13 protein-coding genes are annotated in these 12,987 nt (G+C 61.9%); 5 read left to right on the top strand and 8 right to left on the bottom strand.

Going from position 1 to position 12,987, the window contains the following annotated elements; all coding sequences use genetic code 11:
• Positions 1-54 precede the first annotated feature (54 nt).
• Positions 55-1,536 carry a xylulokinase gene (gene xylB, locus ACVWZP_RS07700; RefSeq protein ID WP_457369631.1) on the top strand — a complete coding sequence of 494 codons (1,482 nt, stop codon included), beginning with the start codon at positions 55-57 and terminating at the stop codon, positions 1,534-1,536.
• 12 nt (positions 1,537-1,548) lie between these two features.
• Positions 1,549-2,487 carry a carbohydrate kinase family protein gene (locus ACVWZP_RS07705; RefSeq protein ID WP_046383188.1) on the top strand — a complete coding sequence of 313 codons (939 nt, stop codon included), beginning with the start codon at positions 1,549-1,551 and terminating at the stop codon, positions 2,485-2,487.
• A gap of 105 nt (positions 2,488-2,592) precedes the next feature.
• Here the strand turns inward: ACVWZP_RS07705 and ACVWZP_RS07710 are convergent, their stop codons facing one another.
• Both ACVWZP_RS07710 and ilvA read right to left on the bottom strand, forming a co-directional pair.
• On the bottom strand, positions 2,593-2,862 hold the full coding sequence (locus tag ACVWZP_RS07710; protein WP_017848424.1) for a DUF1652 domain-containing protein: 270 nt from the start codon (positions 2,860-2,862) through the stop codon (positions 2,593-2,595).
• Between the two features lie 245 nt (positions 2,863-3,107).
• Positions 3,108-4,130: a threonine ammonia-lyase, biosynthetic gene (gene ilvA / locus ACVWZP_RS07715; RefSeq protein ID WP_198717867.1), complete on the bottom strand. Its 1,023-nt coding sequence runs from the start codon at positions 4,128-4,130 to the stop codon at positions 3,108-3,110.
• Between the two features lie 272 nt (positions 4,131-4,402).
• On the opposite strand from ilvA, the gene ACVWZP_RS07720 reads away from it, so the two are divergent.
• On the top strand, positions 4,403-4,603 hold the full coding sequence (locus ACVWZP_RS07720; protein ID WP_003190946.1) for a ParD-like family protein: 201 nt from the start codon (positions 4,403-4,405) through the stop codon (positions 4,601-4,603).
• Positions 4,603-5,358 (top strand): type I methionyl aminopeptidase, encoded by a 756-nt coding sequence (gene map / locus ACVWZP_RS07725; protein WP_046383187.1) that lies wholly within the window; start codon positions 4,603-4,605, stop codon positions 5,356-5,358. The genes ACVWZP_RS07720 and map overlap by 1 nt, the downstream gene beginning before the upstream one ends.
• Before the next feature lie 23 nt (positions 5,359-5,381).
• On the opposite strand, the gene ACVWZP_RS07730 is transcribed toward map, so the two are convergent.
• Together ACVWZP_RS07730 and ACVWZP_RS07735 are read right to left on the bottom strand one after the other, a co-directional pair.
• Complete coding sequence (locus tag ACVWZP_RS07730; RefSeq protein ID WP_057005248.1) at positions 5,382-6,320, bottom strand: magnesium transporter CorA family protein; 939 nt, start codon at positions 6,318-6,320, stop codon at positions 5,382-5,384.
• 6 nt (positions 6,321-6,326) lie between these two features.
• On the bottom strand, positions 6,327-7,913 hold the full coding sequence (locus ACVWZP_RS07735) for a RimK family protein (RefSeq protein ID WP_457369632.1): 1,587 nt from the start codon (positions 7,911-7,913) through the stop codon (positions 6,327-6,329).
• 94 nt (positions 7,914-8,007) lie between these two features.
• On the opposite strand from ACVWZP_RS07735, the gene ACVWZP_RS07740 reads away from it, so the two are divergent.
• Positions 8,008-9,108 (top strand): GNAT family N-acetyltransferase/peptidase C39 family protein, encoded by a 1,101-nt coding sequence (locus ACVWZP_RS07740; protein WP_046383184.1) that lies wholly within the window; start codon positions 8,008-8,010, stop codon positions 9,106-9,108.
• Positions 9,109-9,146: 38 nt separating this feature from the next.
• Here the strand turns inward: ACVWZP_RS07740 and ACVWZP_RS07745 are convergent, their stop codons facing one another.
• The 4 genes from ACVWZP_RS07745 to ACVWZP_RS07760 form a co-directional block, all read right to left on the bottom strand.
• The gene (locus tag ACVWZP_RS07745; protein ID WP_046383183.1) at positions 9,147-9,932 is read right to left on the bottom strand and encodes a sulfite exporter TauE/SafE family protein; all 786 of its coding nucleotides are present in this window, start codon (positions 9,930-9,932) and stop codon (positions 9,147-9,149) included.
• A 91-nt stretch (positions 9,933-10,023) separates the two neighbouring features.
• A complete protein-coding gene (locus ACVWZP_RS07750) occupies positions 10,024-10,794 on the bottom strand; it encodes a class I SAM-dependent methyltransferase (RefSeq protein WP_017848417.1) in 771 nt (256 codons plus the stop codon).
• A 58-nt stretch (positions 10,795-10,852) separates the two neighbouring features.
• Positions 10,853-12,157, bottom strand: coding sequence for an ATP-binding protein (locus ACVWZP_RS07755; RefSeq protein WP_046383182.1), 1,305 nt, complete (start codon positions 12,155-12,157; stop codon positions 10,853-10,855).
• Between the two features lie 3 nt (positions 12,158-12,160).
• Positions 12,161-12,862, bottom strand: a complete 702-nt coding sequence (locus ACVWZP_RS07760) for a response regulator transcription factor (RefSeq protein WP_017848415.1) — start codon at positions 12,860-12,862, stop codon at positions 12,161-12,163.
• Positions 12,863-12,987: the final 125 nt, after the last annotated feature.

Consider the following 12,987-nt stretch of genomic DNA (forward strand, 5'->3'; position numbering starts at 1 on the left):
CCTCCCACATTTGAAGCGCATTTACAATCCAACAACAATGCTGAGCAAACCCTCATGACCCAGCAAAACCTGTTCCTCGGCATCGACTGCGGCACCCAAGGCACCAAAGCCATCGTCCTCGACGCCTCCAGCGGCAAGGTGCTGGGCCTGGGCGCCGCGGCACACACACTGATCAGCGGCGCCAACGGCCGGCGCGAGCAGCACACCCAGGAGTGGCTGGACGCCTTTACCGAAGCCACCCACCGCGCCCTGCAACAGGCCGGCGTGGACGGCCAGGATATCCTCGGCATCGGCGTGTCCGGCCAGCAACACGGCCTGGTGTTGCTCGATGACAGCGGCCAGGTGCTGCGCCCGGCCAAGCTATGGTGCGACACCGAAACCGCCGCCGAAAACGAGCGCCTGTTGCAATACCTGGGGGGCGAAAGCGCTTCGCTGGAGCGTCTCGGCGTCGCGATCGCGCCGGGTTACACCGTGTCCAAACTGCTGTGGACCCGCGAGCAGCACCCCGAGGTGTTCGCGCGCATCGCGCATATCCTGCTGCCCCACGACTACCTCAACTACTGGCTCACCGGCCGCGCCGTCGCGGAATACGGCGATGCCTCGGGCACCGGCTACTTCAACGTGCGCAGCCGTACCTGGGACGTGGCGCTGCTCCAGCACATCGACCCCAGCGGCCGCCTGCGGGCTGCCTTGCCGACGCTGATCGAAGCCGACCAAGCCGTCGGCACGATCCTGCCGGCCATCGCCGAACGCCTGGGCATCAACCCCGACGCCATCGTGTCCAGCGGCGGCGGCGACAACATGATGGGCGCCATCGGCACCGGCAATATCGCCCCCGGCGTGATCACCATGAGCCTGGGTTCATCGGGCACCGTGTATGCCTTCGCCGACCAGCCCAACGTCAGCCCCCAGGCGTCGGTCGCGACCTTCTGTTCCTCCAGCGGCGGCTGGTTGCCGTTGATCTGCACGATGAACCTGACCAACGCGACCGGGGTGATTCGCGAACTGTTCGACCTCGACCTCGACGCCTTCAACGCCCTGGTCGAGCAGGCGCCGATCGGTGCCGACGGCGTGAGCATGCTGCCGTTCCTCAATGGCGAACGCGTGCCCGCCCTGCCCCACGCCACCGGCAGCCTGCATGGCTTGACCATGACCAACCTGACCCGCGCCAACCTGTGTCGCGCGGTGGTCGAGGGCACCACCTTCGGCTTGCGTTACGGCCTTGATCTGTTGCGCCAGACCGGCCTGCACAGCCAGAGCATCCGCCTGATCGGCGGCGGCTCGAAAAGCCCGGTGTGGCGGCAGATGGTTGCCGATATCATGCACACCGAAGTGATCTGCACCGAACAAAGCGAAGCGGCGGCCCTGGGCGCGGCGATCCAGGCGGCGTGGAGCCAGTCCGGCGAGTCCCTGGCCAGCCTGTGCGAAAAATGCGTGAGCGTCGACCCGGCCAGCCGGACCCTGCCGGTGGCCGACAATGTCAGCGCCTATCAACACGCCTACGAGCGCTATCAACAGCACGTGGCAACCCTTTAAGAGCGAACGACTATGTATCTGGTGTGCGGTGAAGCGCTGTTTGATTTTTTCAGCGAGGACGATCCCAGCGGGCAAGCCTCCAAACTCAATTACAAGGCGATTGCCGGTGGTTCGCCGTTCAACGTCGCCGTCGGTTTACGCCGGCTCGGCATCGAGGCCGCGCTGTTCGGCGGCGTGTCCACTGACTTCCTCGGGCAGCGCTTGTTGCAGGTGCTCAGGGACGAAGGCGTCAACCCGCAGTTCCTGGTGGAATTCGCCGCGCCGACCACCCTGGCGATGGTCGCCGTGGGCGCCGATGGATCCCCGCAATACAGCTTTCGCGGCGAAGGCTGCGCCGACCGCCAATTGACGCGCGCACACCTGCCAACCCTGGGCGATGAGGTTCGCGGGCTGCATGTGGGTTCGTTCTCCCTGGTGGTGCAACCGATTGGCGACACCCTGCTGGCCCTGGTCCAGCGCGAAAGCGGCAAGCGCTTGATCAGCCTCGACCCCAACGTGCGGCTCAACCCGCAGCCGGATATCCAGCTGTGGCGCGAGCGCGTGGCCGAACTGGTCAAGTACGCCGACCTGATCAAGGTCAGCGATGAAGACCTGCACCTGCTCTACCCCGACCAATCGCCGGAAAGCGTGCTTGAGGGCTGGTTGCAACACCGCTGCCAGTTGGTCTTCCTCACTCGCGGCGGTAACGGCGCCAGCGTGTTCAGCCGCCAGCACGGACACTGGTCGCAACCGGCGGTGAAGGTGGTGATGGCCGATACCGTGGGTGCCGGGGACACCTTCCAGGCGGCGTTGATTGCCTGGCTGACCGAGCAGCAACTGGATTCGGTAGAGGGCCTGCAGCAACTGACCCGCGCCCAGATCGACGCGATGCTGGGCTTTGCGATCCGTGCGGCCGCCATGACCTGCGGCAAAACGGGCCCGGACCTGCCCTATCGGCAACAGTTGGGGTGAACAAACGATCACAGGCTGCGGCGTTCAGCATGGATTGACGGGTAGCAACAGCATCGGGCCTGGTATTTACCAGGCCCGCAGATCGGTGAAAGCAACGCTCGCTATCTAGTAGTGGCCGCGCCCTGCTGCTCTTTGCAGTGCAGGCCCCTGCGATTGCTTGAGGTCTTCGCGCAACCCGGTGATCAGGTTGCAAATGGCTCGACTGCTGTCGAGTTTGTCAGCATTGATGCCTTTGACTTCCAGATCCACCCGATCACGGTCGCGATCGTCATAGACCTTGATCGTCAACGAGGCATCTTCAGCTTTGGTGCATTCGCACCGTTTAGGCAGGAAACTTCCTTCAATGATACTGCGAAGTTCTAATTCCGAAAGCATGGTCAACCTCTCCTTTCTTGAGACTGCCAATCGATTGTTATAAGTCTTGCAGGCACTCGCCCGCCACGTCCTGCCAACCCTGGAAGACGTTTACAATCAATAAGCCTACTCGGCAAAATCCGTTCTCGTTGTAACCTTTCCTCATAAGCAGTACCCAGTCTTGTATAACTTTGTTCAACTCAAATTCACTCGACGAACATCATCGCCGAACAGCTTCGATTAAACGTTTAACCCTGGGCTTTGCGTTAACTGGCACTGTGTGCTGCGGCTCTTTCAGCAACATGTCGTAAACTATCAAAGTTGATATTGGCCCCTGAGTTGACCGCCACCAGCGTCTGCCCGCGCACGCGGTGTTGCCCCACATAGCGGCGAATGCCCGCCACAGCCAAGGCGCCGGACGGCTCGACGATGGAACGCGTATCGTCGTAGATCAGCTTGATGGCACTGCACAGTTCATCGTTGCTGACTGTGATGACGTCATCCACCCAATCCCGGCAGATCTCAAAGCCATAGGCGCCGATCTGTGCCACTGCCGTGCCATCGGCAAACCCGTCCACACTGGGCAGCACCACGCGTTCACCGGCGCGCAAGGCTGCCAACAGGCAACTCGAGCCTTCGGCTTCGACGCCGACGATGCGTACCTCGGGCCGCAAGTATTTGACGTAGGCGGCGATCCCGCCGATCAGGCCGCCACCGCCCACCGGCACGAAGATCGCGTCCAGCGCGCCCTGCTGCTGGCGCAGGATTTCCATGCCCACCGTGCCTTGGCCGGCGATCACGTCCGGATCGTCGAACGGCGAGACAAACGTACAACCGCAGGCTTCGGCCAGTTGCAACGCATGGGCCAGGGCAAACGGAAAGCTCTCACCGTGCAGCACCGCTTGCGCCCCTCGCGAGCGCACACCCAGCACCTTCAACTCCGGCGTGCTGCACGGCATGACGATCGTGGCCTTGATCCCCAATTCCCGCGCCGCCAGCGCTACGCCTTGCGCATGGTTGCCGGCCGATGCGGTGATCACGCCGCAGGCCTTCTGCTCGGCGCTGAGTTGCATCAGCTTGTTGTAGGCGCCACGGATCTTGAAGGAAAAGGTCGGCTGCAGATCTTCGCGCTTGAGCAACACCTGGTTGTCGAGCAACAGCGACAGCGCCGGGGCGACCTGCAAGGGGGTTCGCACGGCCAAATCGTAGACCGGCGCGGCGAGGATCTTTTTGACGTAGTGCTCAAGCAGTCCCGAGACAGCGGTAGATGGGACGGGGCAAGTGCTCATGGGAGTCTCCTGGCTTGGGTAAGGGCACCTGGAGACGGAAAAACAAAACCCGCCTCTAGGGCGGGTTTGGGTGCAGCCGAGCGCTATCCCGCCAAATGAGGAATGGCGGTAATAATAATTGGCTGGCAATGCAGGGTTTGAAATGTCATGTCACGAAATTACCCGGCGGTGGCCGGTCAAGTCAATGGCAAGGGGCCATTTCGTTGACCGGGCTTTACGATGGACATACGAAACGTATACGATCCGTATATTCATCTGACACAGTGAAGCACATGGGCATCGTCAAGATCACCGACCAACTGCATGAACAACTACGCCTGGCCAGTGCGGCCATGGACCGTTCCATCAACGCCCAGGCCGAGTTCTGGATCAAGATCGGCCTGCTCGCCGAACTCAACCCGCATTTGCCCTACAACGAGCTGATCAACAAGCTGTTGCTGGACAAGCCGGACCTGATCCGGGGGCGCAGCTGATGATCAAAACCGCCGCACAACTCGCCGTGATGCGCGAATCCGGGCGCCTGCTGGCCCAGGTGTTCAGCATGCTCGACGGTTTTGTCGCCGCCGGACGCTCCACCCTGGAGCTGGACAGCGCCGTCGAAGCCTTCATCCGCCACGAGCTCAAAGCCCGCCCGGCGAGCCTCGGGCAATACGACTACCCCTTCTCCATCAACACCTCGGTCAACGAAGTGGTGTGCCACGGCATGCCCAGCGCCACGCAAGTCCTCAAGGACGGCGACATCGTCAACATCGACATCACCCTGGAAAAAGGCGGCTTTATCGCCGACTCCAGCAAGATGTACATGATCGGTACCGTCTCGCCAAAGGCACGCCGCCTGGTGGAGATGACCTTCGAGGCGATGTGGGCCGGTATCCGCCAGGTCAAGCCCGGAGCCCGCCTGGGCGACATCGGCCATGCGATCCAGCACCATGCGCAGGCCAATGGTTACAGCGTGGTACGTGAATACTGCGGCCACGGCATCGGCCGGCAGATGCATGAAGACCCCCAGATCCTGCACTTCGGCCGCCCCGGCACCGGGCTGGAGCTGCGCGAAGGCATGGTGTTTACCATCGAGCCAATGCTGAACCAGGGCAGCGCCAAGGTGCGCAGCCTGAAGGACGGCTGGACGGTGGTGACCAAGGACAACAGCCTGTCGGCCCAGTGGGAACACACCGTGGCGGTGACGGCGGACGGGTTCGAGGTGCTGACCCTGCAAGCCACGTCCTGAGCCGGCCCCCCAGGGATGGGGGGTCACCTCCCATTCGCGCCGCCTGCAATCCGCTTGAGCCCCAGCACCATCAACCCCGCGCCCAAGCCCATCGCCAACAAAAACAGCGGGTACGACACCCACCACGGCGTACCCGCCGTCATCATGCTGAACTCCGACATGCCGCCAATGCTGGCGATCAGGTTGAGCGGCAGAAACACCACGTTGATCAACGTCAGCTTGCGCAACAGGTTGTTCATGCTGTTGTTCATCAGGTTGCCGCGCGCGTCGATCAGCCCGGAGAACACGTTGGAATAAATCTCCGCCTGTTTGTAGCACTGATGGTTCTCGATGATCAGGTCGTCGATCAGGCCGAGAATCTCGGCGCTGAAATGCTCCTTCTCGCCGTGGTTGCGCAGCCGCGACAGCACGGCGCCATTGCTGTGCAGCGCGTTGATGTAATAGATCAGGCTTTCGCTGAGGTTGAACATCTGCATCAGATGATGGTTGCTCATGGACGCGTTGAACTGTTGCTGCAACTCCCGCGCGACCAGCTTGATCACCTTGAGGTGGCCGAGGTAGTGGTGGATGTTGTTGAGCAGCAGATCGAGCAGCACATCCAGCGGCGTGTGCAACGGACGGCGGGCGCCGAGCCCGGACAGCGGGGTTTCATCGGTGGCGATCACCAACAGCCGGCCGGGTGAAAACAGCAGGCCGCAGGACGACACTTCAAACACCAGGTTGCCACCGCCGGAGTAGTTCTCCGGGCGCTTCCAGATCAGAAACAGGTTGTCGGGGTGAAATTCGATGCGCGAGACTTCGTCGGGGTCGAGCGCCGAGGCCAGGGCATGCTCGTCCAGTTTGTGGTGCTCAAGCAGCCAGTTGCGCTCGGCATGGTCAGGGTTGCTGAACAACATGATCGGGGCCTCGTCACTGTCCCCGCTGCGCAACTTGCCATCGATCAATTCAAAGCGCTGGATCATCGCGACTCACCAGACCTGGCCCTGACGCTTCAACTCCAGGCGTCGGACGAATTCCTCCAGCACCAGGCCATACAGGTCGTCCTGCAAGTAGGCATCTTCGATACCGGCATCCAGGTTGGGGTTGTCGTTGACCTCGATCACCACCACTTTGTCCCCCGATTGCTTGAGGTCCACGCCGTAGAGGCCGTCGCCGATCAGGTTGGCGGTCTTCACCGCCAGCTCCACCACGGCCTTGGGCGCCTCGTGGACCGCCAGGGTGCGGCATTCGCCGTTGATGTCCGCGCCGATGGCCTTGTGGTTGTAGATCTGCCAATGGCCCTTGGACATGAAGTATTGGCAGGCAAAGATCGGCTTGCGGTTGAGTACGCCAATGCGCCAGTCGTACTCGGTGTAGAAAAACTCCTGGGCCAACAGCAGCACCGAATGCTCGAACAGTTCGGCGGTGGCCTTGAGCAACGCTTCCTGGCTTTCGACCTTGATCACCCCGCGGGAGAAACAGCCGTCGGGGATTTTCAGCACCAGGGGGAAGCCGAGGCGTTCGCCGACCCGTTCGAAGTCTTCCGGTCGTTCCTTGTAGAGAATCTCGGTGGCCGGCATGCCCAGTTGATGGCTGTTGAGCAGGTCGGTGAGGTAGACCTTGTTGGTACAGCGCAGGATCGACGCGGGGTCGTCCATCACCACCAGGCCTTCGCTTTCGGCTTTCTTGGCGAAACGGTAGGTATGGTTGTCGACGCTGGTGGTCTCGCGGATCAACAAGGCGTCGTATTCGGCCAGGCGCGCGTAGTCCTTGCGCTCGATCAGCTCCACATCGATACCCAAACCCTTGCCGACCCTGATGAAATTTTCCAGGGCCCTGGCGTTGGACGGCGGCAATTGCTCCTGGGGATCATGCAGGATCGCCAGGTCATAGCGGGCCAATCGGCGTGAGCGCGGCTGACGCCAGATCTTGCGGCTGAAGTTGTCGAGGGCGTGGGCGAATTGGTCTTCCTGGTCATCGCGCAACTTGTGCAAGATGCCAGACTTGACCCCTTCGATATGCCAGCCGTTATTCTTTTTGAACTCAACTAACAAGATCGGGCACGGGAACGCTTCAAACAGTTGGCGGGCCAACTCCTGCAACGGTTCTATATTGGCTCGACCAAAATAAAGTGTCAGCGTAAAACCTTCGGTATTGCTGTAAAGATGATGACTCAAGGCTTTATCGAGGGTTTTATCCAGGTCGTCCAGGGCCAGCCCGTACAGTGACTTCTTGGTCAGTTCACTGATGGTCCGCACCGATGGAATCACCTTGTGCCCGCGAGCCTCGGCCAACAGTGAGCAGTAGTAACCGTGCCCCAGGTACTTGTAGCCGCGACACAGGTTGATCACCTGCACACGCTTGCCGGTCTCGCTTTCGCGGGTTTGTTCGAGATATTCCTGGGCCGTGACGATGTCTTCGCTGGGGAAGTAGGAGGCCCAGTCTTCCTTGCGTTCGACAATGATCACCACTTGGCTCGTGCCTCTGGGCGGAGCAGAAAAATAACCTTTGGAAGTTATTGTCGCCGCGACTGTTTGCTCGGATACTTCACGCCAATGACTTTGTACCGCCGACATAATATTTGATCCGCTTTAGAGAACTCGACCTTTTCTATTAAGCACGATCTTTTAGAGAAGTCCCGTTTCATTACGCAACTTTTACGGCGGTCATATGGCTCTTTTCTTTCGCGTTGCAACCCCCAGCGATGTGCCGACATTGGTGGCACTGGAACAGCACTGTTTCACCACCGATCGACTGTCGCCGCGCAGCTTCCACTGGATGATCAGCCGCGCCCATGGCGAGTTGCTGGTGGCTGAACAGGACGGCCAATTGCTCGGGTATGCGCTGGTGTTGTTCCATCGCGGCACGTCCCTGGCGCGGCTGTACTCGATTGCCATCGCCGAACACGCGCGCGGCCTCGGCCTGGGCAAGCAGTTGCTGAGTCGCATCGAGGCCTGCGCGGTGGAGCACGACTGTGCGTACCTGCGCCTCGAAGTGCGCAGCGACAACCCCGGCGCCCTCGCCCTGTATGAACGCAACGGCTACCGGCGCTTTGCGCTGATCAACGATTACTACGAAGACCACGCTCCCGCCCTGCGCCTGGAAAAACGCATCGTCCAGCACCAGGACGCGCGCGTGGAGCGTGTGCCGTATTACCCGCAAACCACCGACTTCACCTGTGGCGCCGCCTGCCTGCTGATGGCCATGGGCGCGTTGGTGCCGGAGCGCGTCGCCACACGCCGCGAAGAACTGCAAATCTGGCGTGAAGCGACCACCGTGTTCATGACCGCCGGCCATGGCGGTTGCAGCCCTCAAGGCCTGGCGCTGGCCGCCTGGCGTCGGGGCTTTCGTGTGCGGATGCAGGTGAATGTACGCGGGCCGTTGTTTCTCGACGGCGTGCGCGATCAACATAAAAAGGACGTCATGCGTTTAGTGCATGACGCCTTCGAGGAAGAGTTGGCCACCAGCACGGTCGAGCAAGTGCTCGGCGGCGCGCTGGATCTGCCCAGGGTACTGCGCGACGGCGGGCAGCCGTTGGTGCTGATCAGCAGCTATCGGCTGACCCGCTCCAAGTCGCCGCACTGGGTGATGGTCACCGACTGCGACGACGACTTTGTCTACCTGCACGACCCGGATGTGGACCACAGCCAGCACCGCCAGCCCCTGGACTGCCAGCACCTGCCGGTCAGCCACGCGGAGTTCGAGCGCATGTGCCGGTTCGGCAACAACAAATTGCGCGCGGCGGTGGTGCTGTTCAAGCCACCTGCTTGATCGAGGCGGTGAGCAGCGGCAATACGCGACCGCGTACCTTAGAAAGCCAGCTTATAACCGATGCTCATCAACATGATCGCCAGACACGGGCGCAGCACGCCGTCCGGGACTTTACCGGCCATGTGGCTACCGATGTAGATACCCGGCAGCGACCCCATCAGCAAAAAGCCCAGCAGGTGCCAATCCATATTGCCCATGCCGGCGTGGCCCAGGCCCGCTACCAGCGTCAGGGGTACGGCGTGGGCGATCTCGGTGCCGACCAGGCGCCGCGTGGCGAGGAACGGGTAAAGGATAAACAGCGCCACGGTGCCGAGGGCTCCGGCGCCGATTGAGGTCAGTGCCACCATGGTGCCGAGGACCGCCCCCGTGACCACCGTCAGCGCGTTCAGGTTGCGCGGGTGCATGTGGTAATCGTCGCCAGCATGGCGCTGGGCGAAGGCCAACAGGCGATGCTTGAACAGAATCGCCAGGGCGGTCAGCAGCAACACCACGCCGAGCGCCTGTTTGATCACCGCGTTCATCGCGCTGGGGTCGGTGTGCAGGCTGGCGAGGAACCACAGGGTCAGCAGCACCGCGGGCACGCTGCCCAAGGTGAGCCAGCCGGTGATGGTCCAGTCGATGTTCTTGTTTTTGCCATGCACCAGCACCCCACCGGACTTGGTGATGGCGGCGTACAACAAGTCGGTGCCCACGGCGGTGGCCGGGTTAATGCCGAACCACAGTAGGATCGGGGTCATCAAGGAGCCCCCGCCGACACCGGTCATGCCGACGATAAAACCAACGATCAGGCCTGCAACTACGAAACCAACGTTACCCACATCCATCACAGCTACCTGCGGCCTTGTAAAATTCTGGCCGCAGGATAGCGATTTTTCTTATAACCACTTATATCAATATGATCTGACTTTATGCCTTTTACGTCAGTCGCTGGCAAACGTAGGCTTGGGTCTGATAGGGAAAGGCCACGGTATCGCGGCCTTTCAACGCCGGGTGAGTGGCGATCAGGTTGCGTAATTGCGCGGTGACCTCGGCTTTTTCAGCGGCGGGCAGTGCCGCGATAAAGCTGACGGAGAGGAAGCGATCCATGATCACTTCCTGCGGACTGCCGACGTGGTTGTAGGGAAAACAGGTCATCTCGGGGGCGGAAAAATACTCGCCGGTGAACGCCTCGCGCCATTTTCCGCTGTGAAAGCGCGGCGTATCGCCCTCGTAAGGCGTGATGATCGCGGTGATCGCTGCCACCCAGTCCACCGATTCATCCCGCACATTCCACACCAGCCCCAGACGCCCGTCGGGCTTGAGCACGCGGTGAATTTCCGCCAACGCAGCCTGGGTGGAGAACCAGTGGAAGGACTGGGCGCAGACCAGCGCATCGGCGCAGGCGGACGCCAGGGGGATGGATTCAGCGGTGCCGTTGACCAAGCGCACATCCGGCAACAACCTGGCCAATTGCGCAGCCATCGCCTGCACGGGTTCGACGGCAATCAGCGTCGGCGCCAGGGCGTTCAGCAGGCGCGTGAACTTGCCGGTGCCGGCACCCAGGTCGATCACCGTCGACTGCGCGTCGATGCGCAGTACGTCAGCCAGCCAGCCCGTGAGTTGCCGCGGATAGTTCGGTCGGCCCTGGGCGTAAGTGACGGCCTGGGTCGAAAAACCCTGTTGCGCAGACGTGTGAACACCGGTCATTGCCAATCTCTCCTCGGGTAAAGCGGGGACACAGTGTGCGCCTTCCCACCCGGTTTTTCTAATCCGTCACACTCGGCAACCACACACGAAACCGCGCACCGCCGAGCGGTGAAGCCTGCGCGGTCAGGGTGCCGCCCTGGGCTTCGAGGGCGCGTCGGCTGATCGCCAGGCCCAGGCCAAACCCGCCGGTGGAGCGGTCGCGGCTGCGGTCCAGGCGATAGAACGGCTCGAAGATGCGTTCGCGCTGGTCCGGCGGAATACCGATGCCATCATCGTCCACGCAGATTTCGCAGCCCGTGGGACATACCTTGACCCCCACCTGGATGCGTTTGTCGCAGTAGCGCGTGGCATTGCGCAGCAGGTTTTGCAGGGCGCGGGCGGTCAGGCGCGGGTCGAGGCTGAAGCGCTCGACGCTGCAGTCGAGCGCCACGTCGATCACAATCTCGGGGTGCTCCAGTTCGTCGTCGACGCTGCCCAGCACGCTGTCGACAAACTCGTCGAGCACCACCTCGACCCGCTCCGGCAGCTGCGCAGGGTTTTGCAGGCGGCTATAGGAGAGCAACTCCAACACCAGCTCATCCAGCTCACGGATATGCGCCACCAGGCTTTGCAGGCGCTCGCGGCTGGCCTGGGGCAGGTCTTCGGACAACGCCAGGGCCAGGCCGAAGTCCAGGCGCGTCAGGGGCGTGCGCAGTTCGTGGGAGACCGCGTTGAGCAAGTCACGCTGCTGGTTCAACAGGTGTTCGATATCGTCGGCCATGGTGTCGAACACCGTCGCCAGGCTGCCGATATTGGAACTTGGCGGAATGCGCGTGCGTTCGCCAAAATTCCCCTTGCCCAACTGCGTGGCAGTGCTTTTCAGGCGCTCCAGGTCGCGCCAGTGCGGGCGCAGCCATACCAGCAGGCAGGCGAGCAGCGCGGCACCGATCAGTACGTTCATCGACCAGTACAGCAGGTTCATGTCCAGCGAGTCCGGCGGGATCGTCAGCTTGACCGCAAACTGCGGGTTGATCGGTGAGCTGACCTCGGCCATCCACCCCCACTCGCCCAGGCGGATCACCGGCTTGCCTTGGGCCAGCAGCTGCTCTTCTTCGGGGGTGTAGCGCGCGTCCTGGTGCAACAGCAGTTCGACCTTGAGCGGCGCGAAGTCACGGCCCAGTTGTTCGGTGACCTGGGACCAGCGCTCCACCGGCGCCCGCTGGTATTGCTTGACGATGAGTTTCTGCAGGCCGCGGGACTGTTCGACGTTGTAGTCCACGTAGCGGTGCTCGAACACCTGGATCACCAGCTTGGGAATCAGGAAGATCGCCGCGCTGTAGGTGACGATCGTGATCAGATAGAGACGCAGCAGCACACGAAACATGACTCAGCATTCCCACTCTGATCGGCTGAACAGATAGCCTTTGCCCCACACCGTCTTGATCTTGCGCGCTTCCCCGGCGTGGTCGTCGAACTTGCGGCGCAGCTTGGAGATGGCCACGTCCACCGAGCGGTCGGTGCCGTTGAACTCGATCCCGCGCAGGCGTTGCAGGATCTGATCGCGGCTGAGCACTTCACCGGCATGCCGCGCCAGCACCACCAGCAGGTTGTATTCGCCGCTGGACAACTCCACCGCCTGCTCGCGCCAGGTCGCGGTGCGTTCCGACAGGTCGATGCACAGGTTGCCGATGACGATCTGGTCGTTGGCCACCTGCGGTTCGGACAAGCTGCTGCGGCGCAACAGCGTGCGGACCCGGGCCAGCAGCACGCGGGGCTCGCAGGGTTTGGTGACGTAGTCGTCGGCGCCCATTTCCAGGCCCAGCACCTGGTCGTGGCTGTCATCGCGGGCGGTCAGCATCAGGATCGGCAGGCCCGCCGAATCGGCGCGCAGCAAACGGCACACCTGCAGGCCGTCGAGGCCGGGCAGCATCAGGTCGAGGATCACCAGGTCCGGCGGGTTGAGCCGCGCGCGTTCGCGAACATGGTCGCCCCGGCTCAGCACGCTGACGTGGTAGCCATTGCGCTCCAGGTAGCTGGCAATCAGCTCGGAGAGCGCGGCGTCGTCTTCGACCAGGAGGATGTTGGGCATGGTGTTTCCAAATAATGCAGTTATGGGTCTTACACAAATCCCATGTGGGAGGGGACTTGCGCCCTGCCACATTTGATCTTCAGTGTTTGCAAGGTTGTGCAAGGATATACGCCCGCGGCCGAACG

The sequence above is a fragment of the Pseudomonas sp. TE36184 genome (assembly GCF_054060055.1).

Coding starts and splice junctions, on each gene's coding strand:
- ACVWZP_RS07745 (WP_046383183.1), bottom strand. CDS start 9,932: ATGGATGTGGGTAACGTTGGTTTCGTAGTTGCAGGCCTGATCGTTGGT.
- ACVWZP_RS07735 (WP_457369632.1), bottom strand. CDS start 7,913: ATGTCGGCGGTACAAAGTCATTGGCGTGAAGTATCCGAGCAAACAGTC.
- ACVWZP_RS07750 (WP_017848417.1), bottom strand. CDS start 10,794: ATGACCGGTGTTCACACGTCTGCGCAACAGGGTTTTTCGACCCAGGCC.
- ACVWZP_RS07705 (WP_046383188.1), top strand. CDS start 1,549: ATGTATCTGGTGTGCGGTGAAGCGCTGTTTGATTTTTTCAGCGAGGAC.
- map (WP_046383187.1), top strand. CDS start 4,603: ATGATCAAAACCGCCGCACAACTCGCCGTGATGCGCGAATCCGGGCGC.
- ACVWZP_RS07760 (WP_017848415.1), bottom strand. CDS start 12,862: ATGCCCAACATCCTCCTGGTCGAAGACGACGCCGCGCTCTCCGAGCTG.
- ACVWZP_RS07730 (WP_057005248.1), bottom strand. CDS start 6,320: ATGATCCAGCGCTTTGAATTGATCGATGGCAAGTTGCGCAGCGGGGAC.
- ACVWZP_RS07710 (WP_017848424.1), bottom strand. CDS start 2,862: ATGCTTTCGGAATTAGAACTTCGCAGTATCATTGAAGGAAGTTTCCTG.
- ilvA (WP_198717867.1), bottom strand. CDS start 4,130: ATGAGCACTTGCCCCGTCCCATCTACCGCTGTCTCGGGACTGCTTGAG.
- ACVWZP_RS07720 (WP_003190946.1), top strand. CDS start 4,403: ATGGGCATCGTCAAGATCACCGACCAACTGCATGAACAACTACGCCTG.
- ACVWZP_RS07755 (WP_046383182.1), bottom strand. CDS start 12,157: ATGTTTCGTGTGCTGCTGCGTCTCTATCTGATCACGATCGTCACCTAC.
- ACVWZP_RS07740 (WP_046383184.1), top strand. CDS start 8,008: ATGGCTCTTTTCTTTCGCGTTGCAACCCCCAGCGATGTGCCGACATTG.
- xylB (WP_457369631.1), top strand. CDS start 55: ATGACCCAGCAAAACCTGTTCCTCGGCATCGACTGCGGCACCCAAGGC.